Source organism: Thermoanaerobacter sp. CM-CNRG TB177 (assembly GCF_018588165.1).
Taxonomy (GTDB): Bacteria; Bacillota; Thermoanaerobacteria; order Thermoanaerobacterales; family Thermoanaerobacteraceae; genus Thermoanaerobacter; species Thermoanaerobacter thermocopriae.
Genome location: NZ_JAFCAC010000045.1, coordinates 1 through 21,855, shown reverse-complemented (window position 1 = coordinate 21,855; position 21,855 = coordinate 1). Strand labels below are relative to the sequence as shown.

The 21,855-nt window shown below is 34.3% G+C and carries 28 protein-coding genes; 6 read left to right on the top strand and 22 right to left on the bottom strand.

Translation table 11 applies throughout. From position 1 onward, the window contains the following. Positions 1 to 33: 33 nt before the first annotated feature. The 16 genes from I4N53_RS03815 to I4N53_RS03745 form a co-directional block, all read right to left on the bottom strand. Positions 34 to 447: a hypothetical protein gene (locus I4N53_RS03815; RefSeq protein WP_214495621.1), complete on the bottom strand. Its 414-nt coding sequence runs from the start codon at positions 445 to 447 to the stop codon at positions 34 to 36. Between the two features lie 50 nt (positions 448 to 497). Then, positions 498 to 1,010 (bottom strand): type II toxin-antitoxin system HicB family antitoxin, encoded by a 513-nt coding sequence (locus I4N53_RS03810; protein WP_214495620.1) that lies wholly within the window; start codon positions 1,008 to 1,010, stop codon positions 498 to 500. Beyond that, positions 1,010 to 1,267: a type II toxin-antitoxin system HicA family toxin gene (locus tag I4N53_RS03805; protein ID WP_214495619.1), complete on the bottom strand. Its 258-nt coding sequence runs from the start codon at positions 1,265 to 1,267 to the stop codon at positions 1,010 to 1,012. The genes I4N53_RS03810 and I4N53_RS03805 overlap by 1 nt, the downstream gene beginning before the upstream one ends. A 195-nt stretch (positions 1,268 to 1,462) precedes the next feature. After that, complete coding sequence (locus I4N53_RS03800; RefSeq protein WP_255549683.1) at positions 1,463 to 1,795, bottom strand: pilin; 333 nt, start codon at positions 1,793 to 1,795, stop codon at positions 1,463 to 1,465. A 29-nt stretch (positions 1,796 to 1,824) separates the two neighbouring features. Next, complete coding sequence (locus I4N53_RS03795; protein WP_214495618.1) at positions 1,825 to 2,109, bottom strand: hypothetical protein; 285 nt, start codon at positions 2,107 to 2,109, stop codon at positions 1,825 to 1,827. A gap of 51 nt (positions 2,110 to 2,160) precedes the next feature. Beyond that, positions 2,161 to 2,283 (bottom strand): hypothetical protein, encoded by a 123-nt coding sequence (locus I4N53_RS12300; protein ID WP_255549682.1) that lies wholly within the window; start codon positions 2,281 to 2,283, stop codon positions 2,161 to 2,163. Positions 2,284 to 2,308: 25 nt separating this feature from the next. Continuing rightward, the gene (locus tag I4N53_RS03790; RefSeq protein WP_214495617.1) at positions 2,309 to 3,103 is read right to left on the bottom strand and encodes a sigma-70 family RNA polymerase sigma factor; all 795 of its coding nucleotides are present in this window, start codon (positions 3,101 to 3,103) and stop codon (positions 2,309 to 2,311) included. A 328-nt stretch (positions 3,104 to 3,431) separates the two neighbouring features. Further along, positions 3,432 to 3,650, bottom strand: a complete 219-nt coding sequence (locus I4N53_RS03785; protein ID WP_132040662.1) for a hypothetical protein — start codon at positions 3,648 to 3,650, stop codon at positions 3,432 to 3,434. A gap of 56 nt (positions 3,651 to 3,706) precedes the next feature. Beyond that, positions 3,707 to 4,228 carry a hypothetical protein gene (locus I4N53_RS03780; RefSeq protein ID WP_214495616.1) on the bottom strand — a complete coding sequence of 174 codons (522 nt, stop codon included), beginning with the start codon at positions 4,226 to 4,228 and terminating at the stop codon, positions 3,707 to 3,709. A gap of 77 nt (positions 4,229 to 4,305) precedes the next feature. After that, positions 4,306 to 4,740, bottom strand: a complete 435-nt coding sequence (locus tag I4N53_RS03775) for a Holliday junction resolvase RecU (protein WP_214495615.1) — start codon at positions 4,738 to 4,740, stop codon at positions 4,306 to 4,308. A gap of 50 nt (positions 4,741 to 4,790) precedes the next feature. Continuing rightward, complete coding sequence (locus I4N53_RS03770; RefSeq protein ID WP_214495614.1) at positions 4,791 to 6,266, bottom strand: DHH family phosphoesterase; 1,476 nt, start codon at positions 6,264 to 6,266, stop codon at positions 4,791 to 4,793. Further along, on the bottom strand, positions 6,250 to 8,421 hold the full coding sequence (locus tag I4N53_RS03765) for an ATP-dependent RecD-like DNA helicase (RefSeq protein ID WP_214495613.1): 2,172 nt from the start codon (positions 8,419 to 8,421) through the stop codon (positions 6,250 to 6,252). The genes I4N53_RS03770 and I4N53_RS03765 overlap by 17 nt, the downstream gene beginning before the upstream one ends. 17 nt (positions 8,422 to 8,438) lie before the next feature. Continuing rightward, on the bottom strand, positions 8,439 to 8,978 hold the full coding sequence (locus I4N53_RS03760) for a transcription termination/antitermination protein NusG (protein ID WP_214495612.1): 540 nt from the start codon (positions 8,976 to 8,978) through the stop codon (positions 8,439 to 8,441). 74 nt (positions 8,979 to 9,052) lie between these two features. Continuing rightward, positions 9,053 to 9,271, bottom strand: a complete 219-nt coding sequence (locus tag I4N53_RS03755) for a hypothetical protein (RefSeq protein WP_214495611.1) — start codon at positions 9,269 to 9,271, stop codon at positions 9,053 to 9,055. An 80-nt stretch (positions 9,272 to 9,351) separates the two neighbouring features. After that, the gene (locus I4N53_RS03750; RefSeq protein WP_214495669.1) at positions 9,352 to 10,551 is read right to left on the bottom strand and encodes a hypothetical protein; all 1,200 of its coding nucleotides are present in this window, start codon (positions 10,549 to 10,551) and stop codon (positions 9,352 to 9,354) included. A gap of 382 nt (positions 10,552 to 10,933) precedes the next feature. Then, a complete protein-coding gene (locus tag I4N53_RS03745; RefSeq protein ID WP_011026220.1) occupies positions 10,934 to 11,488 on the bottom strand; it encodes a metal-dependent hydrolase in 555 nt (184 codons plus the stop codon). A gap of 70 nt (positions 11,489 to 11,558) precedes the next feature. Between I4N53_RS03745 and I4N53_RS03740 the strand changes: the two genes are divergently transcribed. Next, positions 11,559 to 12,137 (top strand): hypothetical protein, encoded by a 579-nt coding sequence (locus I4N53_RS03740; protein WP_011026221.1) that lies wholly within the window; start codon positions 11,559 to 11,561, stop codon positions 12,135 to 12,137. A gap of 29 nt (positions 12,138 to 12,166) precedes the next feature. On the opposite strand, the gene I4N53_RS03735 is transcribed toward I4N53_RS03740, so the two are convergent. From I4N53_RS03735 to I4N53_RS03715, 5 genes are all read right to left on the bottom strand, one after another. Beyond that, on the bottom strand, positions 12,167 to 12,580 hold the full coding sequence (locus I4N53_RS03735) for a hypothetical protein (RefSeq protein WP_214495610.1): 414 nt from the start codon (positions 12,578 to 12,580) through the stop codon (positions 12,167 to 12,169). A gap of 971 nt (positions 12,581 to 13,551) precedes the next feature. Then, positions 13,552 to 13,845 (bottom strand): hypothetical protein, encoded by a 294-nt coding sequence (locus tag I4N53_RS03730; RefSeq protein WP_011026224.1) that lies wholly within the window; start codon positions 13,843 to 13,845, stop codon positions 13,552 to 13,554. A gap of 289 nt (positions 13,846 to 14,134) precedes the next feature. Then, positions 14,135 to 14,683 (bottom strand): helix-turn-helix domain-containing protein, encoded by a 549-nt coding sequence (locus I4N53_RS03725; protein WP_214495609.1) that lies wholly within the window; start codon positions 14,681 to 14,683, stop codon positions 14,135 to 14,137. A gap of 125 nt (positions 14,684 to 14,808) precedes the next feature. Then, positions 14,809 to 15,081 carry an excisionase gene (locus I4N53_RS03720; protein WP_132039308.1) on the bottom strand — a complete coding sequence of 91 codons (273 nt, stop codon included), beginning with the start codon at positions 15,079 to 15,081 and terminating at the stop codon, positions 14,809 to 14,811. 48 nt (positions 15,082 to 15,129) lie between these two features. Further along, positions 15,130 to 15,354, bottom strand: coding sequence for a helix-turn-helix domain-containing protein (locus I4N53_RS03715; RefSeq protein ID WP_132039309.1), 225 nt, complete (start codon positions 15,352 to 15,354; stop codon positions 15,130 to 15,132). A 179-nt stretch (positions 15,355 to 15,533) separates the two neighbouring features. On the opposite strand from I4N53_RS03715, the gene I4N53_RS03710 reads away from it, so the two are divergent. The 3 genes from I4N53_RS03710 to I4N53_RS03700 are packed head-to-tail and all read left to right on the top strand — an operon-like array spanning position 15,534 to position 17,627. Further along, positions 15,534 to 15,956: a helix-turn-helix domain-containing protein gene (locus tag I4N53_RS03710; RefSeq protein WP_132039311.1), complete on the top strand. Its 423-nt coding sequence runs from the start codon at positions 15,534 to 15,536 to the stop codon at positions 15,954 to 15,956. Between the two features lie 13 nt (positions 15,957 to 15,969). Further along, a complete protein-coding gene (locus tag I4N53_RS03705) occupies positions 15,970 to 16,425 on the top strand; it encodes an ImmA/IrrE family metallo-endopeptidase (RefSeq protein WP_132039313.1) in 456 nt (151 codons plus the stop codon). A 26-nt stretch (positions 16,426 to 16,451) separates the two neighbouring features. Next, entirely contained in the window at positions 16,452 to 17,627 is a 1,176-nt protein-coding gene (locus tag I4N53_RS03700) for a site-specific integrase (RefSeq protein WP_011026230.1), read from the top strand. Positions 17,628 to 17,767: 140 nt separating this feature from the next. On the opposite strand, the gene I4N53_RS03695 is transcribed toward I4N53_RS03700, so the two are convergent. Next, positions 17,768 to 19,177, bottom strand: a complete 1,410-nt coding sequence (locus I4N53_RS03695) for a PIG-L deacetylase family protein (protein WP_214495608.1) — start codon at positions 19,175 to 19,177, stop codon at positions 17,768 to 17,770. 137 nt (positions 19,178 to 19,314) lie between these two features. Between I4N53_RS03695 and I4N53_RS03690 the strand changes: the two genes are divergently transcribed. Further along, positions 19,315 to 20,250, top strand: coding sequence for a dipeptidase (locus I4N53_RS03690; RefSeq protein WP_214495607.1), 936 nt, complete (start codon positions 19,315 to 19,317; stop codon positions 20,248 to 20,250). A 329-nt stretch (positions 20,251 to 20,579) separates the two neighbouring features. After that, a complete protein-coding gene (gene glyA, locus I4N53_RS03685) occupies positions 20,580 to 21,821 on the top strand; it encodes a serine hydroxymethyltransferase (RefSeq protein ID WP_003866547.1) in 1,242 nt (413 codons plus the stop codon). The last annotated feature ends 34 nt before the right edge of the window (positions 21,822 to 21,855 follow it).

Below are 21,855 nucleotides of genomic sequence, written 5' to 3'. Positions count from 1 at the left end.
CCCTCACCTGAGTAATTTTACGGTTTTTAAAAGTCATTCATTAGAAACTTTTTCAACTATTGGAGGAATAATATACGGCTGATCTAATATTTCTCTGGTAATAAAACTTACAATAAAACTTACTCTATTTGCCATAAAGTTTAAGATACTTTTTATATTTTTTTCAACTTTTTCTTTAGTAATTGCTTCTTTAAAATAGAACTCACCAATCAACTCAAGTTCAATATTAAAAAAAATCTGCGGATCAAATCCTATTTGACTTATCAATTTTATTACAGCAATATTATTTTCAACAGAAACAATTTCATATTTAAAAATTTCTTTTGTTCTAACATTTATATCAGTATCTGCTGAAACATCTGGGAATTTTTCAGCGTTAACTTTATTAAGCCTAATATTTGTATTTACAATATTTTCAATAATATCTTTTTCTTTCTTTTTTGCCATACAATCACCTCATAACTATAATATGTTTAAAGATAAAAATATATTTTTAACTACATTTTTAATGTGTATTGTTGTCCTTTTTCAATAAAACCTAATCTTTTCAGTGGAACTGGATTCCATATGCTTCTATTTAGTTTATTCATATTCACTTCTGCAGTTTTACCCACCAAGAGGGATGTAAAACTTCTGAAAGATTCTCTACTACTCTTTTTATATCCAACAGCAAAAGAGAGCAAGTTTTGAATTAAATTATTTAAACTAACTCCTTCTTCTTGAGCCATTTCATGAAGCATCTTATGCATGCTTTTGGGAATTCTTAAAAGGATTTTCCCACTGTATTCATTTTCCTCTCTATATTCTTCAGGCAATGGAATTGGTCTTCCTTTTTCTTTCGCTGTCTCAATCCAGCACTTAATAGCATCCTGTACATTCTTTAAAGCCTCCTCAGGAGTTTCTCCATCACTCATACATCCTGGCAATTTGGGAACAAAAGCCAAATATCCTCCTCCATCTTCTTCTGAAATCTTTATAATTTCTACTTTATAATCTAATTTGTTCGTCACTATTCTTCCCCCCTTTTTTCAAGCATTTCAATTAACCTTAAAGCTCGCTTTATATAAACAGGCTTAATGTGGGGCCTGTGTTTTGGAATAGTTAATATTTCTGCTAATTTAGGATGATAATAAGTTACATGACTGGAACCACTTCGTGGTTCTCTTATCACAAATCCATAATATCCCAAAAGCTTATTAATATCTTCAAACCTAACGTTTTTTGGGTTTTCCTTTATTTTTTGAAATAGCTTCCTGGTCTGTGACATCAAAAGCCTCCTACATATAAGTATTATCAATAAAGCAGTGTTTTATTCGTTTTGATACTATATATGATATCATTTTTTAAAATTTATTTCAACTATCCTGCTCTCTTTTCATAAGAATTGTAATATTTTCATTTTTCTTTTATAAAAAAACAGGGCTGCCATAAAAAACAGCCCTTTGTATTAAAAACATACAGTTTATTGCGGTTTAAATCCAAGTGCAATCCCCACAAACCACTTCGCCCCAAGAGCAACAATAGCTCCAAGGATAGACCACAATAACCCTGTCATGGCATCTGAACGTTTCGCAGGGTTTGTGGAACTTGCCATGATTTTGTAGCCGTTCCATGCGATAAAGCCTACTGCGACAACTACTGCAACGTCCATAAGAGCATTGACAATGTTCCAGATAAAGCTTTTTACCCCGCTTGTGTCTACCGGAGTTACATCAGGGCCTGCATAAACTCTGCCAGTAAAAACATACAAAAGAGACACAGTATAAAGAAGCATTTTTTTGATTTTATCTTTCATATACAACCCCTTCCTCAAAAATTAAATTTTTACTTAAAAGCCTGACTTACTACCTGTAATACTCCCAGTATTGTTGGAATTGCATAGTAGAGAATTACCCCAATCGCAACACCTATCATTCCACCTGCACCTGTACGCCTCAAGGTTGATGTGTGAAAAAGACTGCCGAGAATAAACATTATGATGGATACAGTGAAAATAAATCCCGCAAGAGGCATGATGATGCTGCCAATGACCTGAGTGAGTGTTGTAAGCGCTTGTGCAGTTTTCTGCGCAAATTGTTCTGGAGTTACAGGCTGTACATTATGTGGCATAAAACCACCCCCTAAAACAAAAAAAATACAGGCATTTAGCCTGTTTAAAACTCAGTTTTGTTTTTCTTTAAAATTACTGCAATAGTTGAAATACCACATAAAACCTATTCCAAATATTAAACCAATAAAAAGGCCCGTTCCAAGTCCTGCTGCAAACTGGTATGTATTTATCATCTTTATCATCTCCTTTTTTTGAATTTTATTTATGTAAAAAGTCCAGCAAGGCATTTTTAACTTTTTTGTTATCTCTCAATCTTTGTAGCGCTCTTTTTTCAATTTGTCCTACACGTTGTTTGGAAATATTTAATTTTTTTGCTGCTTCTTTTAGTGTCATAGGCTCTCCATTCAATCCGTACCGCATTTCTAGAACACTACGCTCTCTATCGGGCAAAGCTTTTAAACATTCTTTTAAGATTTTTCTTAATTCTTTTAATGAGTAACTTCTATCAATTTCATTTTCGATTTGTTCATCTGAAATAATGTCCAACAGCTCCGTGTTATAATCTTCATTTAACTGCTGATTTAAACTCACTCCAGAATTTTTTAAGTTTAAAAGACTTACGACTTCTTCTATTTTTATTCCTGTTTCTTTAACAATTTCCTCCAAAGGCACTTCGCCCCTAATCTGTTCAAGTCTTAATTGAGCAGATAATATTTGATTAAGCTTTTGATAAGTTTTTATAGGAAAATGTATTATCTTTGAACGTTCCCATATATAGCGCTGGATTTTCTGTCTTATGTAAGGAACTGCATAAGTGGAAAATTTATAACCTTTTGTGTAATCAAATTTTTCTATTGCTGTAAGCAATCCTATAAATCCTTCCTGTATTAAGTCATCTAATTCTACTCCGTAAGTTTTTGAAAAATTAACAGCAATGCTTATAACAAGGCCCCTATTTCTTTCAACTATTTCATCTTTTGCCTTTTTCTCTCCCCTTTTTAATCTCTCAAAAAGTTCAATTTCTTTACTTTTTTCCATCACAGGAACACTCACATCCTAGCACCTCCACAAAACGTTTTGCAATAACTGTCATTGTCCTTTCTGGTTGATTATAAAAAAATAAAATGCCCAAGCAGCAATAACTACCCAGACATAAATTAAAACAAGAACCAGTCTGTGGGGTATGTGTTCTGAATAGTAAGTTTTGGTACCAAACTGTATAGCAAAATATGTTAGCAACAGAGCTATATATAATGCACTTTTTCTCATTTTTCTTCTCCCTTCAAAAGAAAATTAAGGAGCATAATTAAAAAAAAATATTAGACCTATAAAAAGTCCTGTCCCAGGCTCTATTAAAAAAGGGTTTACTTTTATCTATGTTTTAATATCTCCTTCCTTTAAGAAAATGAAGTATTTCCTTGATTGTCTTATCTTTCTCTCTTAAATCATCACCGATGTGCGATAAATAACACAAATTCTCATCATCTATATCATCTTTTAACAATTTGATTCCAATTTCCAGCTGTATTAGAGCCTCATTAAGGTAAAACAAACAATTTTCCAGCTTACTTATACTTAATTCTCTTACTATGTCTTCCATAAAAATTCTCCTTTTATTTTTTGAAATTTTTAAGACAAAATTTTAAACATTTTTTATTAATGATTAAAATTTCCTGAGTAGACTTTTTTAACAGTATCAGGTGGAACATATAAAATGTAGTACTGCTCAGGAAAAAACTGGACTCTCAAATTCGGCCAAAACATAATTGTATCCAGCGTACTTTTGAATGATGGTATCTTTTGTACTGTTTTTATAGAAGGTTGCACTTCTGATGTTTCTATGATTGTGCAGTTATCACTGTAAATGCTTCTCAGCCTCAATCCGCCGTATTCATCTTTTACATAAAAGTAATATTTTGCAGATGACCCAATTTCTCCGATTCCTAATATAAAACCTCCATTTACTGCAGTGGTTGTTTCTAAACTATAAATAGGTTCTTGTGAAATTACTTTTTCTTGATAAACGTACGCATCTGATTCGTTTATACCAGCAAGAGGCATGAAAAACATTACAAGGAGACCTACTGTTGCCAAAGCCATTGAAAAAGTACCATCCCAGTCCTTGTCACTAAATGCTATAATTAGGGAAAATATTAAAAGGATGGCCCCCAGAATCACTTTTATTCAACTCCTTTGTTTTATTTTTTAAGTTTCAAAAGATTCTTTGGTTGGAAAAATTTCAATGCTCGTATTTTTCACACTCTTAAAATCTTAGAATAAAAATTTTTAGAGTTTAAATCAATTTTTTCACCAAACTTTCCGGCCTCCTCGTTTGTTATGCTTTTTTTATTAAATAATAAAAATTTTTTATATCTAACAAGATAAACAGCATTGTATTTCCAGAAAGCAAAAATTAAAAAAGCCTTCCCACCGGCTTTTTCAAAGTCTTTAAGAAAGGTCTTTTCTTTTTCAGAGAAATGGGATTCGGTAAGCTGTATTCTATCTGAAGTGGTTTCCTTACACTCCAGTGCAACAGGAATGCCTTTTACAACGCCCAGAAAATCTACCGGAGCACCTTTTTTGGGGAAAACTTTGCCTCCATAATTAATCCATAAAACGTTCTGCTTCAAAAGGACTCCCTGACCGGACAGCCTTAACTGCACAGCAAGGTTTTCTATGAATTCTTCCAATGCACCGCCTTTCTGCATGTATTTACATCCTTTCTTAAACCTTTTTTTGTTTATTCTTTCAAAATAGTGGGCTTTGCATCAAGTACCCACAGCTTCACATAACCGTTTTTTATATACGGGCTTACAACGAATTTTACTTCATCGCCTTTTCTGTAAGTACCATCTAAAAAGAATCCAAATTCTTCGTTGACAATTACTAGCTGCCAGTCCTGATCTATTCTTACGTCTGTAACCGTTCCTTTTAACAGAAAAGCAGGTTCCGGATTTTTGTAGCCGAAGGGTTCAAAGCTGTCAAAAGCTTTAACTTCTTCCAAATCCGGGACTTTTGTTAAAACACCGTCCAGGTCCCTTATTTCTTCTTTGGGAGGATTTTCTTCCGTGTATTTATTTAATAAGTTCCGGATTGTTTTTAAATCTCTAATGCTGTATGAAACACCTGCTGCTGATTTATGTCCTCCAAAAGTTATATCTACATGTTCAGATACGTACTTAAAAGCTTCCATTAAATCAAAATCTCCGTAAGTTCTTACTGAAGATACTGCTTTTCCGTTTTCGTCTATACTGCTTACCATTACAGGTTTCTGAAACTTCTCGGCAGCCCGTCCTGCAATAAGTCCCATTATACCTCTGGGGCAGTTTTTAAAGGCATATATTAAAAATTTGTTTTCACTGTCTTCTATACGGCTTAAATACTGATTTACAAGCTCTAAACGCTTTCTGTTCAGCTCTTCAACTTCCTCAGCATTTGTGCCATTGAGAAGAAGTTCTAAGCCCATCTGCGGGCTTTTCAAACGTCCTGTAGCATTGATTCTGGGAGCTATAATCCATCCTATGTCGAAACCTGTAAGATTTTCATGGTTTCTTCCTGCAACTCTCAGGATTTCTTTTATGCCTTTTATGGGCTGCTTTCTCATAAGCTCAAGGCCTTTTCTTGCAAGATACCAGTTGTTTCCGTCCAGAGGAACGACGTCGGCGACAGTTGCAAGGCCTGCAAGCTGTATCATTGCAGGAGTTACTGAAAGATTTCTCTGCCTTAAAAGTTCTCTTGCCACTAGATATGCCACTCCTGCTCCTGCATAGTCCTGATATTTGTCCTTGTAAAGCTTGGGATTAAAAATTTTGTACGCATCGGGAAGAGGGTACTGTGGTTCGTGATGGTCTGTTATGATTAGTTTAATGCCCAGCTCTTTAGCTGCTTTTGCTGCATCAACAGCAGTTATGCCATTATCTACAGTAACAACTGTTTCAAAACCCTCTTCCTTTATACGCTTTAAATGAAGAGGTTTTATGCCGTATCCTTCTTTTCTTTCCGGCAAAAATATCTTGTTCTGGATTCCTAAAACATCCAAAGCATTTTTGAGTATAAGTGAAGAGGCAATTCCATCAACATCATAATCTCCAAATATAGCAACTCTTTTGCTGGTTAAGATAGCTTTGACAATGTCAGAAAGGGGGAAGTCGCTGGATGTTACAGGATATTTCCTTTGAAGTTCAATTTTTGTATTTGGATTATATCTCCAGAGCATATAAAATCCCCCTTTCCATTTGTTCTTTTTGTTCTTTAAGCCTCTCCTTCAAGGCCGTGTACCTTTTTGAGCTGTCAATTGTATTTATTGCTATTTTAAGGGCCTGCATGTCTCCAAAGATTTTTACTATGTTTCTTGCTCTTGTAACAGCAGTGTACAGAAGGTTTCTCTTCAGCATGATGTAGTGATTCATTGCAATTACTACGATTACCGTATCATACTCACTGCCCTGAGATTTATGTATCGTAATCGCATAAGCAGGAATAATTTCTTTTAGCTCCTCTTCTACCAGATCGACTATTCGCCCGTCAAAATCTATTACAACATGCCTTAGACCCTCTTCGTCTCTATAAGCCCTTTTTACATAGCCCGTGTCTCCATTAAAAATTTCTTTTTCGTAGTTGTTTTGAGTCTGCATGACTTTGTCCCCGACTCTAAATATTTTGCTGCCATATGTTATTTCTTCTTTTTGAGGATGCGGCGGATTTATTCGTTCCTGTATCAGCCTGTTCAATTCCAGAGTGCCTATATCCGTCTTTTTCATTGGTGTTAAAATCTGAACGTCATCAAGTGTTTTGCCTTTTTCAAGTTCTTTTACAAACTCTTCTACAACCTGTTCCGGACTTACAAGTTCATGGAAGATAAAATCTTTGTTATTGAAGCGCACCATTTTGCCTTCTTTTATGAGTTTTGAATTGATGATTATTCCTGACGTTTCTTCCTGCCTGAAAATAACATCAAGTTTTGTTACAGGTATTACACCTGACTCAATTAAGTCTCTTAAGACGTTTCCTGCGCCTACTGATGGAAGCTGATCCATGTCTCCTATTATGATGAGCTTGGCATCTTCTCTCAAGGCTTTTAACAGGCTTGCAGCAAGTTCATTGTCAACCATTGAGAATTCGTCTACTATGACAACATCTTCATCAAGAGGATTAAGCTCATTTCTGAAAAATCTCACGCTTCTAAATTCTTTATCAAATCTTGCTTCTAGCAATCTATGAATTGTTTTAGCTGGGTAGCCTGTTACTTCTTCCAGCCTTTTTGCTGCCTTGCCTGTAGGAGATGCTAAAGCCACAAGCTTATCTTGTTTTTGAAAAATATACAGAAGAGCGCTGACAATCGTCGTCTTTCCCGTACCGGGGCCTCCTGTTATGATGGATATGTTGTTTTCTACCGCCTTTTTTATGGCTTCTTTCTGTTTTGGACTGTACCTGATATTTTTTGCAGCCCCTGCTTCTTTGATAAGCTCATCAATACTGCTTATTCTCCAGGGCTCTTCATTGAGCATCTTAACAATTTTCTCAGCAATGTACTTTTCACTGTAAAAGTTTTTGGGCAGGTACACTTTCCCTTTATCGTCATAAAGTTCCTGTACAGCTGTTAGATATAGAGCTTGATCTAAAACTTTTGTGTACCCTACTTTTAAAATCTTCTCCGAAGCTGCTTTGCATAGTGTTGTAATCGGCAGGTATAAGTGTCCTTCTGTTTCTGCAAGGTACAGCGTATATTTTAAGCCTGACTGAATCCTGTACGTGTTATCTTTCTCTATTCCAAATTTTACTGCTATTTCATCGGCTTTGATAAAGCCTATCCCATCGACTTCTTCTGCGATTTTGTAAGGGTTTGCTTTTACCTGAACCAGTGTATTACTGCCGTAACGGTCATAAAGTTTTTTTATCATGTTAAGTGAAAAACCCAGAGGCAGAAGCTCAAGCTTTATTTCGTTGAATTCTTTATTCTGTGTAATTTCTGCACTTACTGAATCAACTACACTCTGTGGTATTCCAATTTCTCTGAGCCTTTCGGGGTTTTCTTCAATAACCTGCAAAGCGTCCCTTCCAAATGCTGCAACTATTTTTCTTGCCCTTACCGGGCCTATCCCTTTTATGTTCTGCAGGAAAATTTCTATGTCGCTTTCTTCAACTTCTCTGGACATTTCTGCGAACACAACTTTAAACTGCCTGCCGTATTTTGAGTGGACGTACCATTCTCCTATCAAATCCAGCTTCTGGCCCTGTTTGTAACTGCCCTGGAAGGTTGCAACAAAGTTGTTGTCCTCTGTTCGGACGGCTGCAACCGTATAGCCATCCTCAGAGGAAAAAATAATTTTTTCAATTGTGCAGTTTTTTATTTCTTCCAGGTTTGTATTCATGCAACCACTTCCCGCAGTTATTGTATCTTCATGATCTGCTCAGGTGAAAAATCTATTCCTAAGTCCCTGCCGAACATTTTTAGGCAAACTTTTATATTACTACTGTTAACTTCTATGATTTCTCCAATAAAGTTTTCAAAAGGCCCGTCTATGATTGTTACAGTATCACCCGCTTTGAATTCGTCATTTGCACTGTCTGTCAGCCCTGCCCTTTTTGTTTCCGCCGGAGTTATAGGCTCTGGCATATTCCCTCCACCGACAAAGTGTGCTACGCCGTTCACTCTCCTTAACGCTGCCATAACCTCATCAGTCATAACTGCCTTGACAAATACATATCCGGGAAATATTTTTTCTTCGATTTGCTTTATTTTGCCTTTTCTGGAGACAGTCTTTTTCTGCGTTGGGACTTCCGCCTTTATAATTAATCCGTTATATTTTTCTGTTTTAGCTAGACTGTTAATATGCTCTTTTACTCTTTTCTCAGCATTGTGGTACGTGAAAATCACATACCACATTGGTTTTTCTTTTGTTTTTGTTAATTCCTGCACTTCACTCATTTTTATCACTCCTCAGCTTAATTATACACCTATTAATTAACTGTGTCAATATTTAAATATACTTTTCGCTGTGCTTAAAGCGTAAATAAGCCCTTTGTTTCGAGGTGTTTTTTTAACTCCTCTGCATTAAAAGTCCATGTCTCTATTTCGCTTTTATTCCCCTTCTGCAGAGCTTCTGCAAGCCTTTTCAAAGCATTGTAATAAAAAGCTCTGTCCAGGTCAGATGTGCTTTTTGCAAGCCTGTCCCACTCCTTTGGAGACCTCGAAAGAGCAATTTTATGCACTTCCTGCATTTCAGCAGCACTCCTTTCTCACTTAAATTCACCAGGCCATCTCTGAAGGGAAAATGTTTATCACTTACTATTGCAGCATATCAAGGGTATCCGAGCAGTCTTCTTTCCAGTTCTTCTATGCTTTTATCTACAACACCAGGTAAATTTCTTTCTTCTCTGCCTTTCCTGTAGCTGTACTCAAGCAGCTTCTTTTCCAGTTCTTCCACGTTGTAACTTCTCTGAGTATAGCTGTTAAAGTAGTTTCTGGGCGGAGTAAATTCTTTTTGCGTCTTGCAGTTAAAAGACTGCATGTCCCAGTTATTTTTCAGTGTAGAAACAAGAAAACCTTCAGGATTGATAATTTCTTCCTGCAGTGCTGCTTTTTCTAAATAAGCTACAGCATTTGTTATTCTCTCTTCAGGATATTTCTTTAAAAGAGTAGCAAAAAAGGACAGTTTATCTCTTCCAGTGATTTTTTGATATTGTTTATTTATTTCAGCAGCAGCACCAGCCGAAGGCTGGGAATTTACCCCACCGTCAGGTGGGGTATTGTTTGTAATAATCTCTGTTGTAATCTTTGTAGTATTCTCTGTAGTAATCTCTGTATACGTCCCCCGTTCAGATGTAGGACCTCCTACATTAGAATGTGGGAGGTCCCCCGTTTTAATGTGGGAGGTCCTACATTCAAATGTAGGAGGTATCACAGATGTAGGAGGTATTACATTAGAATGTGGGAGGTCCCCCATTCTAATGTGGGAGGTTTGAGTATGACCTTGCTGAATATTTTTTGGTTGAGAAAAATATAATTCATTGTCTTCTTTTTTCGTAGTTTCCGTAGTTTCTGTAACCGGATTCAAGTCGCTATATGTGATTTCTTTTATTTTCTCAGTTACCGGTTCAATAAACATTATATTTGTTAAAGTTAATCCCTTGTCCGTCTTCAAATTGCGAAATTCTACTTTAATAAGACCTAGTTTTTGAAGATATTTTATTGCTTCTTGAACTTGTCTTTTGGTTAAGCCAAATTGATCTGCAAAACTTTGATACGAACGCTGAAGTTTGTCGCCATTAAATTTTTGTTTGTATCCAATAACTTCTCCTGTATAAGGGTTTCTCTCAATTTTGGGTCTGTACCAATAAACAATTTCTGATAAAATAATAATTGCATTGAGATTTGGTTTTCCGGACGGATAGGTTATTTTTTTATACCACTGTGCAGGAATAATATTCCCTTCAAAATTTAATTCCATCATTTTCTTTACTTCCGGGTTAATATAGTTATTATTTCTTATATTTTCCATAAAATAACCTCCTAAACTTAAAAATTTTTCAGCAAAAACTTAAAATTGACTAAAAAAAACAACGTCTAACATGAAAAGACAATTTGACGTTTCGGAGAGTTAACATTTTGTCCCTTCGAAGGGACAAAATGACGTTTCGGAGGGTTAATTTGATGCCTCATAAAGTCATAGTTCCTTCTTAAGGGAGAAAAGTTATGTAGTGCGTAAGAAGGCCCTTAAAAAACAAAAAAGGCAGCCAGCTGGCTGCAAAAACAAATAAAGGCTAGGGGGAATTTTTTGACCCGCAGAAGGACGAATACACAGGCCCAAGGGGGACGAACAGCCCGTGCAGTGCGCCCTCCCTCAATAAAAAAGGGACGTTTTGTTACGCCCCTGAAAAGTCTTATATGAACTTTTGAAAAAGTACAGCTATAAACATAAGGCCGAACGCAAGTCCAATTAAAATGTCTAGTATTGAACCTGTACGTACCAGAGGTATTTTAAAACTTTTGTTATAGGGATAAAGCACAGGAATACCTGATGGAGTGAACAGATCTGTTGCAAGGTGTGTAGTATAACCTATTAGTGCAGGCGGTAGAATAGTCCTATCTGACATAAATAAAATAAATGTAAAAAATAAAAAGCCTGCAAGAGAGTGTGTAAAACCTCTGTGAGGGCCTATAAAAGCAAGCCCTATATAGGTTAAGTACAATATTAGACTTAGCAGTAAAAAGTATTTGTATTTAAATAAAAAATACCCTGCAGCTATCAGTGCAGGGAAAGTTAATGCTCCTGTATATTTGTTTAACTTGTGTCTCAACATGCTACCCGGTGTATCTATGTCAGGTAAAAGTGAGCTTGCAGCAGCAACAGCTAAATTAATCGGCAGCTGTGAAGGATCTTTTGTGAGGAGAGCTGTTGCTGCAAGTGCTACTGCCATGTGTGTGCGCCCTAACATTTTAATCAACTCCATCCGATAGTATTTATAGAGAAATATTTTGTAACTTTTTTGTAAAGGAGAGTGAATTATGGATACGTTATTATCTGCCATTTTTTCCTTATTCAAAAATATTTCAAGAAATTCTTACAAAACAACATATAGGTTTTTCACAATTCTGATAATATCATTTACTTTTAAGTATTTTTATCCTAATATATTTTTTCTATTTTTAAATCAATTTAAGGAGTACAAAAAAACGATAGTATTGTTCATAAAATTTCTTACATTAGCGTTTTTTACATATGGTAATATTGAAACTGTTTTTCTGCTTTTTTATGTTTTGGTAGTATCTTTAAAAGCCCTATTTTATTATGTTAACAGATTTAACCATTATAATACATACAAAGAATGTTGGGATGACCTTATAAAAGATTCATATATCACAATTGCAGTAGATAAGCTTACTTTTGCATACAGTTGTGCTTGGATTGGTTTTGGATATATTTTGTTATTAAACAATAATTATGTTGACTTGATAAAAGAATTTTTCAACATAATTACATTTAAAATGTCTTTTCTTTTTACATGGGTTTTTATACCTATTTCTGTTGTTATGTTTTTGGTAGGGTATATACCTTACTTTATAAAATCTTTTTTCTTGCCTTAACATGAGTAACAAAATATTTTTATTTACAATTATTCCTTAATAAAAACTCTACTTAATAAAAAATGTATTTTTTTATAATCCTTAAAGTTCATGTATAACCAGCACAAAAAAGTCAAGGCGCTTATTGCTATGCTAGTCAGCGTGCAGCATAATAGGTTTTTTGTGTATAAGAATAAGGCATTAGATAGTATTGCTCCAAAAAAAACTGAAAAAGCCCATCTAGTCTTAACTTTTTCAATTACAACTTCTTTTTCTTTTTCAGATAAATTTTCAAGTTCTTTTTCTTTGTCTGTTATGGACGGAAGACCTAAGATAATAATTATAACTATAACAAAACTCCCTGCTATTATAATAAACTCAGCAAAAAGAATTGAAAAATATGTTATGGCATGTATCAGATTGTTAAATATGCTTGCTGTTGTTATAGAAATGTTACTTGTCATTATACTCACATCCTTTCTATTCTTAGACTTTACAACAGGTTTGCTAAGAAAAATAAAAAGCGTCCTAACGCCTATCAGTGTCTGCTTTGATGCAGGCAGGTAATACTGTAGATAAGTTATCTCTACCTAAGTGAAATTATTGAAAAAATAGAATTGCAGGGACCAGGTTAGTAGTAGCGTCTATGTTAACTAAAATAAATATTAAAAATTAACGATTATTATGTTAGAAAATCTTATTCAAGTGCAGGTGAATATACAATGTATATTGTTACTCTTTTAGGCAATTTATTATCGATAATTTCTTCGCTAATTACAATCATAAGTTTTTTATCTCAAAAAAGTAAAAAACACACATCAACTAATGTCGTTCACAATATTACACAAACTAGCAAATTATCTAAAAATAATATATTCACAAGTATAGCTGAAGAAGTTTTAAAAGCAATAGATTCGTTTTTTGTAGACCTATCTAACAATCCCATTGCTTTTATTATAATAATGATTGCTATTATTTACGCAGTATATTTTTCTTTACTAAAAGCATATTTTTATATTTTTAATTTAATAGCAATATCGTCTTTAGTGGTTATAATGGTGGTACTGTTAAATACTACTAAAAAATTCTTCTTAAAGCAGATAGTTGGATTTAGTGATTTTTTTTGTATCTTTTATATGGTTTGTTTTATTTATTATATTACTTAAACATTATAACCAAATATATCTACCGCAAAGCTTCTATTTTTTCACAACTGAAAAATATAACAGTACCTTTCTAACTAATCTACCTCAGAGTATAAATTATATATTTTCCGTTATTTTACTAATCATATCCTGGTTTATTAATATCTGCATAACCTTTACATACTTAACCAATAAAGAAATTTCCATACATAAAGTTGTTTTTTGGTTATCTATTGTTATAATTAATTTGGCATCTATTTTCGGCGTTATATTAAAAGTTTTTAAATTGTTCAAATAGCAATACTTAGTATGACAATAGTAGGTAATATATACCAAAAAATTTTAGTTAACACATTTTCGCTTTCTTTGCTTATTGCATAGGCTGTTAATAAAATATTTGTAAAAAGAAGAAACGCTGACCATCCTATATAGCTTTGCAAATTATTTTCTGGTGCAATATATATGTGATAATTTATTAGTTCATTTTTTACATTTGCCAAAGATAAAATTGAAATAGTGTTAAGCCAATAAATAGCAAATGTCACTACAAAAAATACCCCACTCATCTTCTTCCCGTTATTCATATTTACTCACTCCAATTTCAATTTATTTTAAAAAAAAACAAAAGGCGCCCTAACGCCTATCAATGCCTAGAGAGGCGAAGTCACCGCCCCTCTGCTCCTTCTACCTACGGTAGGTGAGCTTAATTCTTTACACGGGCAGGCAGGATTTGAACCTGCTTTGCTGCGCAACTGCGTGCCTGCCGGCTGGGTTCACCCTCGGCAGCCACGAGGTAACGCCTCTATCCGACACGCAGTATCCGGTGTGTTCCCACCACACCGCTGCCCGACAGAAAAAATTGCACTGTTTATTTCAGTGCTCCGTTTCTTTTTTATTTTCTTTTTCTACCCTGGACAGTGTTTCTTTTTCTGTATTTGATGTCCATTTTTCTGATTCTATTTTGTCTTTGTACTCTTTAAATTGTGACAGTATAATTTTATGAGGATCGTATGTTTTGGGGAGGTCAGCAGGTTTTTGTGAGGGGTTTATGTACCTGAGTTTTCCTTTTATTTCTATGTATTGACTTAATGAAAATTCTACTAGCTGTGCATTAGTTATTTTTCTCTTTTTTGAACTTATACGGGCATGGATTTCCTGCTGTTCCATCATACCCCACCAAAGCCTTTCTTCCTCTTCCTGTTTTTCTTTTTCTATTTTTTTGAATTTAAATTTTGCTAATTTATGGTTTTCTAGACTTTTTTCTTTTTTTCTTTGTTTTATTTTTTCATATTCCGGATCTTCTTTAATGGCTTTTTTTACTGTAAAAAGGCTGCAGTTGAGTATTTTGGCAATTTCTTTCTGTGTCATTCCCTCTCTATGTAGTTTCTGTATTTCTTTTATAAAAATTGCTGGGTAACTCACCTTGTTTTCCCCCTTAAAATATACTAGTTTCTTGGGAAATACTGGTGTTTTCAACCTTTTTTGTCTCCTGTTTTTGGGTACAAAAAGACTATATAAGGCTATGTGCCCTTTTGCAAAAAGCTTTGTTATAGGACTTTTCTTTCTTCTGCAACCCTTTTTAGCCATTCTTTGAGCAGTTCTCGGTTTATTAAAAACTTTGTACCAACCCGAAAGGCTGGGAAGCCCGATTCTGGGTTGTGGGCCAGTTCTAGCAATTTATCTCTGCCGATTCCGGTGTATCTTGCTGCTTCCTCTATTGTTAGTGTTAATTTAGGATTCATGGCTTCCTTAACTGCTTCTTTTATGGTTTCTTGTAGCTGTTCAAGGATATTCTCTTCTACTGCTACCTTTGAAGGCATATTGTGATACCCCCTTTTAGGTAGTAAATTTTGAATATTCTATTTTCTTTATGCAATTTCCGGTTTATTTGCTTTATCGTTGTATAATTCTTCTATAGGCACTTCCAAGATTTTTGCTATTTCTGCTAAAGTTTCCGCTTTTATATTTCTTTTCCCACTTTCTATGTAATGGTAACCTGTTCCGCTTTTATATCCTATTTTTTGTGCAAGTTCTTTTTGTGACATTCTTTTTGCTTTGCGTAAAGCTCTGATTTTTTCTAAATTTACTTGCATAAGTAAACCCTCCAAATTGGTAGTTTGTTACCGTACTGGTAGCCTAAATATATTATAAACTACCGAATTGGAAATGTCAATACTTAATTTTCCGATTTGGTAGTTTCACTTTAAAAAAAATTTCCGTTGCGGTATAATTATATTACCAAAATGGTAAAAACAAAAAGGGGGATAAAAAGTTGTTAGGAGAGAGAATTAGGAAAGCAAGGTTAGCAAAAGGTTTGACACAAAAACAATTAGCGGAAATGTTAAATATAACAGACGCAACTGTTAATAGATATGAAAAAGGTATAAGGAAACCAGATCCTGAAATGCTTAAAGCAATAGCGGATGTTTTAAATGTATCTATTGATTATCTTCTTGGCAAAACAGATATTCCTAATATTCATATACCCGAAAGTTATTCTCAAAAGCATGAAGTTACTAAACGAGATTTAGCACAATATGAGGACTTCGTAAAGCATGTTAATGCTTTTTTTATGGATGATAAAGTTGCAGATGAAGATAAAGAAAAACTTTTTAAAGACATATCCGAACTTTTCTGGAAGGCCAAAGAAATAAACAAACAAAAATATGGAAGGAAAAAGAAAAAAGCTGATTAGAGAGGTGCTTCACATGTATGAGAATAGGTGTATTAAAAAAATTTATAAAAAAGTGAAGCACCTTGTACGAGAACATGAAACAAGAGACCCTAAAAAACTTGCGGAGTATTTAGGAATTCATGTAGTATACAAAAGCTATTCTCTATATACAAAAGGTTATTTTATAAAAACCCTGCGGAATAAATTTATTATTGTTAATGATGAGCTGGATGAAAACGAAAAGAAAATCGTCCTGGCACATGAGCTGGGACATGCCGTGCTTCATTCTGCTAAGCCTATTTCTTTCATCAGAGAGTATACACTTTTCCCAGTTGGAACGTATGAAGAAGAAGCAAATATATTTGCTGCGGAATTATTGATTGATGATAGTGATATAGAAGAGTTAAAGTATCTTTCAGTATCCCACATTGCTGCTGTTCTGGGTGTTAGTGAAGGACTTGTAAAATATAAACTTTTAAAGTTTTTATAAAAAAATTTTACGCAGGAGGAGATGTTATGGCTAAGAAGACGAATTATGTTAAAAACGGAAAAGAGTATTACCGTGTAACAGTTACTATTGGGAGAGATGAAAATGGAAAGCTAATACGTAAAGAATTTTATGGAAAAACAAAAAAGGAAGCTGAAGCAAAGAAAGAAGAATATTTAAACGGAATAAGAAACGGATTGAATGTTGATTTTCAAGATGTTACTTTGGGAGATTTAATGCATACATGGCTTTTTGAAGTAGTGAGAATGTCAAGAAAGCCTGCTACGTTTGTGAAATATGAAGGACATTATAGAAATTACATAAAAAATAGTGAACTATATGGAATGAAAATCAGTATCATAAAGTCGATACAAATACAGAGGTATTACAACAAGCTATATCAGCAAGGGAAAAGCAGTAAAACAATAAAAGCTTTGAACAATTTTTTGAAGACGTTTTTTAATTATGCAGTAGATGAAGGATATTTAGCTAAAAATCCATGCACAGGGAAGAAAATAGTTATACCCGGTACTCCAGAAGAAAAAATTGAAACAGAAATTGAAACTTTTTCTGATGAGGAAATAAAGAAAATTAAAGAAGCATTAAAAGGGCATCGTCTGAAGGCACTGTTTTTGCTGGCTTTTGGAACAGGTCTAAGGCAGGGAGAATTGTTGGGATTGAAATGGACAGATATTGACTTTGAAAAAAAGGAATTAAGGGTTCAGCGTATGATTAAACAAGTTACTATTATTGATGAAAAAGGAAATAGAAAATATAAAACTATTGAACAAATACCAAAAACAAAAAACAGCATAAGGACAGTTCCAATTCCATCATCACTTATACCAATGCTAAAGGAGCACAGAAATAGGCAAAGGGAAGAAAAATTAAAGGCAGGCTCAGTCTACCTCAATGATGTTGAAAAAGGATATGTGTTTACAACAGAATTGGGCAATACTATAGATGCAAGTAACCTTTTAAAGACATATAAAAAAATTTTAAATAGAGCAGGAGTACCTTATAGAAAATTTCATGCCATACGACACACGTATGCAACAAAACTATTTGAAAGGGGCGTACCACTCAAAACAGTATCAGAATTATTAGGGCACTCCAACATCTCTATCACAGCAAATATTTATACTCATGTAATACCTAAACAAAAAACTAACGCAGTAGAAACACTAAATGACCTTTTTATTTAGAAAAACAGCTTTTTAAAGGCTTTGTTTTATTCCCACACTTTTCCCACAAAAGTTTTAGAAAGTTATAGAATGTTTTAGTACGTTAAAGTACAAAAAAGCAGTATTTATGCGAGTTACGGGGCAATATAGGGAATTATAAATTACTTGGAAATGACATACATATTCCAAGGTAATTTATCTATAAGACGATTCTTATAAATAGAATCTGCTCCCATAAATATATATCTTAAATTATTCACCTGTGGTATTTTTACTTCAACCCAAATTTTATTTCCATGGATTATAGGTTTTGCTGCTATGACATCTGTCAAAGAATTTTCCGCCCTTTTATACTGATACAATTTTTCATCTACAACTCCTAAATCAATACGTTTTATATCATTTTGATCTTTATAAAATAGCCTCATTTCAATATGGTAAATTACTTTTTTAGATATTGGTCTTGCCGATTCTAATCCAATATACAATTTATTATCGTAGTAAAAAGCTCCTAGTCGCGTTAAAACTGCACTTCTGTATATTTTTCCATTTAATATGCCCCCAGTGTACACTTTTAAAAGAGTATGGGGCAAAGTTCTGGTTTGTAAATCTGGCTTTGAATCAACTACAGGAATACTTATGACAGGTTTTGTAGCAAATAATTCGGTTTTTCTTACAAAAGCCATCAAAAAGGGTTTTATAACTTCTGTTTGAGTTCTATATTGTTTTATAGCAGTCCTCTTTAAATCTACTTCCTTTGGAGTTAAATCAAAAGATTGCCATTCTGTGTTACTATCTTTCATATCTACAGGAGGTAACATGGGTCTATTTTCCTCTGCCATCCATGGCACTGGCCACTGAGGATGGTGAACTAAAAACATATGCTCTCGCACATTTATATTCATGGCTGTTATGGTATATCTAACAAAATTGCTTACTGCCCAATGGTCGGGATGTATGTCGTCTGCCAAAGGATAGTATATATCTGTCGGTTTAAAGTTCTTAATTATTTCTGTCAACTCATCTACTAAGTTTTGACCTGTATAAGGGATTCCCGGTTTATATACCGTATCATAAGGAGCATATGCCACACGAGTTCCGCCACTCACTCTTGGACGATCATTATCCCAATATTGGCTCCACAAAAATCTGGTGCTCCCATCAGCAAACCCTAAAAAAACTAAATCTTTTCGCGGTAATCCCAAAACTCTCATAGCTGTAATACTCTCTTGCTGCCTTGCCAGTCCAAGGCGATAAAAATCTTGAGGAGTAGGGTTTGTTTTACCACAAAACGCCGTTGCAGCTTTTTTGTAACTTTCTCCACTGGTGACAATTACTACTTTAATAGGCCTTTTAAGTGCTACAGCCCTTTGAATAATTCCTGCCATTCCTAAAGTCTCATCATCAGGATGAGGAACTACAATGAGAATTCTTTGCCCAGGATCATCAAAAGTTGGCAGTGTACCTTTTTCTGTGAAGTTTGCAATAGCCACTCCCCAATTCATTATATATGATATTCCTATTAATAAAGCAATAAACAAAGAAAAGTAAATAGTCCGTTTATTTATCATGTTACTCTGCCTCCATTCATGCTATTATTTTACTATACATTTATGAACAAATTATTACATGATATCAAATTTTGAAAAATATTTTGTTGTGCTACAATCATACTATGAAGAAAAAATAAAAAGGGGGAAGGATTGATATGTTTGTAGATTTTCATTGTGATACTCTTTATCGTTTAGTGGACAAAAAAATAGATTTCGCTGAAAGGTCAAAAGAAGGTCATGTGGATTTACAAAGGATGAAAGAAGGCAAAGTCCATCTGCAGGTTTTTGCTGTATTTGTAGACCCAAAACAAATGAGAAAAAATGCTGCCACAATGGCTTTAAAAATGATTGACAAAATGCATGAAGTAATCGAAGAAACAAAAGAATTTAGATTAATATTAAAAGGAGAAGATATAGACAAAGCAAAAGAAGAAGAAAAAATTGGAGCATTGCTTTCTATAGAGGGTGGCGAAGCTTTAGAAGGTGAAATTTCTCTTCTTAGGATGTTTTATAAATTAGGGGTAAGAGCTCTCACTTTAACTTGGAGTTTGAGAAACGATTTAGGGGACGGAGTAGACAGTGTTAAAGAAGCGGGGCTTACTTCCTTTGGCAGAGAAGTTGTAAAAGAAATGAATCGCTTAGGAATGATTGTAGATGTATCTCATCTTAATGAAAAAGGAATTTGGGATGTAGTAGAACTTAGTGAGAAACCAATTATAGCTTCTCATTCTAATGCTAAAACCCTATGCTCCCACAGAAGAAATTTAACAGATAAGCAAATAAAAGCGATAGCTCAAAAAGGCGGTGTAATTGGAATAAATTTTGCTCCACAATTTTTAAGAGATGAAGGTCAAGCTACATTAGAAGATGTTTTAAATCATATAGATTATATATGCGAATTAGTAGGAGAAGATTATATAGGTTTTGGTTCTGACTTTGACGGGATTAGCAGTACTCCTGAAGGATTAAAGGACATATCTTATTTCCCCGCAATTTTAGAAGGACTAAGAAAAAGAGGATACACCCAAGAACAGATTGATAAGATTTCTCACAGAAATTTTGAAAATCTTATCAAAAAAATTCTAATATAAAAACAAAAAGAGCCCTGGAATACTCCAAGGGCTTGCATATGTTAAAGGGGGAGTCATTGTTTTGACCAAGTATACATTATACAGTCCTTTTTCAAAAAAATCAAGACCTCATAAAAAATTTTTTTGAGGGATAGGGGGTATTTTTAAGGGAGCTCATCTTATATTATAACCAAATTTGTGAGTTTTAAAATTAAAATCTCGTTAATTTTGTTAAGTTTATGTTAAATTTTTGTTAATTGGCGTTATTTTCTTCAAAAAGAAGTGCTGTTGAATATAGTATACAAAAGATTTATAATAGAGGTAGATAATGAAACATAGGGGGTAAAGTCATGGATATTGAAATAATAAGAAAAACTGATCCAGAAATCGCAGACGCAATTGAAAAGGAGCTTATAAGGCAGAGAAATAAAATAGAGCTCATAGCTTCTGAAAATTTTGTAAGTAGAGCCGTAATGGAAGCAATGGGGTCCCCTCTTACTAATAAATACGCAGAAGGGTATCCAAATAAAAGGTATTACGGCGGTTGCGAATATGTGGATATAGCTGAAGAATTAGCAAGAGAAAGGCTCAAAAAACTTTTTGGTGCTGAACACGCAAATGTACAACCTCATTCAGGAGCACAGGCAAACATGGCTGCTTATTTTGCTCTTATAAAGCCAGGAGATACTGTGCTGGGAATGGATTTAGCCCATGGAGGGCACCTCACTCATGGAAGCAAAGTCAATTTTTCAGGCCAAATCTATAATTTCGTATCTTACGGAGTAAGAGAAGATACAGGATATATAGATTACGATGAAGTAGAAAGAGTCGCAAAAAAGCACAAACCCAAATTGATTGTCGCAGGTGCTAGCGCTTACCCAAGGATAATCGATTTTAAGAGATTTAGAGAAATTGCAGACAAGGTTGGAGCTTACCTAATGGTAGATATGGCTCATATAGCTGGTCTTGTAGCAGCAGGTCTTCATCCTAATCCTGTTCCTTATGCAGATGTCGTTACGACTACCACCCATAAGACTTTAAGAGGCCCAAGAGGAGGAGCTATTCTTTGCAAAGAAGAATACGCAAAAGCAATAGACAAAGCACTCTTCCCGGGCACACAAGGTGGCCCTTTAATGCATATAATAGCAGCAAAAGCCGTTTGTTTTAAAGAAGCTCTCACCGATGAATTCAAAGAATATCAAAAAAGAATTGTCGAAAATGCAAAAGCTTTAGCAAATGCATTAATGGAAAGAGGAATAAATTTAGTGTCAGGTGGAACTGATAACCACTTGATGTTGTTGGATTTAAGAAACACAGGAATAACAGGCAAAGAGTTAGAAACAAGATTAGATGAAGTAAACATAACTTGCAACAAAAATGCTATACCTTTTGACCCATTAGGGCCAAATGTAACTTCTGGTGTGAGACTGGGAACTCCAGCTGTTACAACAAGAGGTATGAAACCTGAAGATATGGTAGAAATAGCGGACATTATAGTCAATGTAATAAGGGATGAAAACTATAAAGAAAAAGCAAAAGAAAGAGTAGCAAATCTTCTCAAAAAATACCCTCTTTATGAGGACCTCATATAAAGAAGATAGGGAAAGTCTTTTACTGACTTTCCCT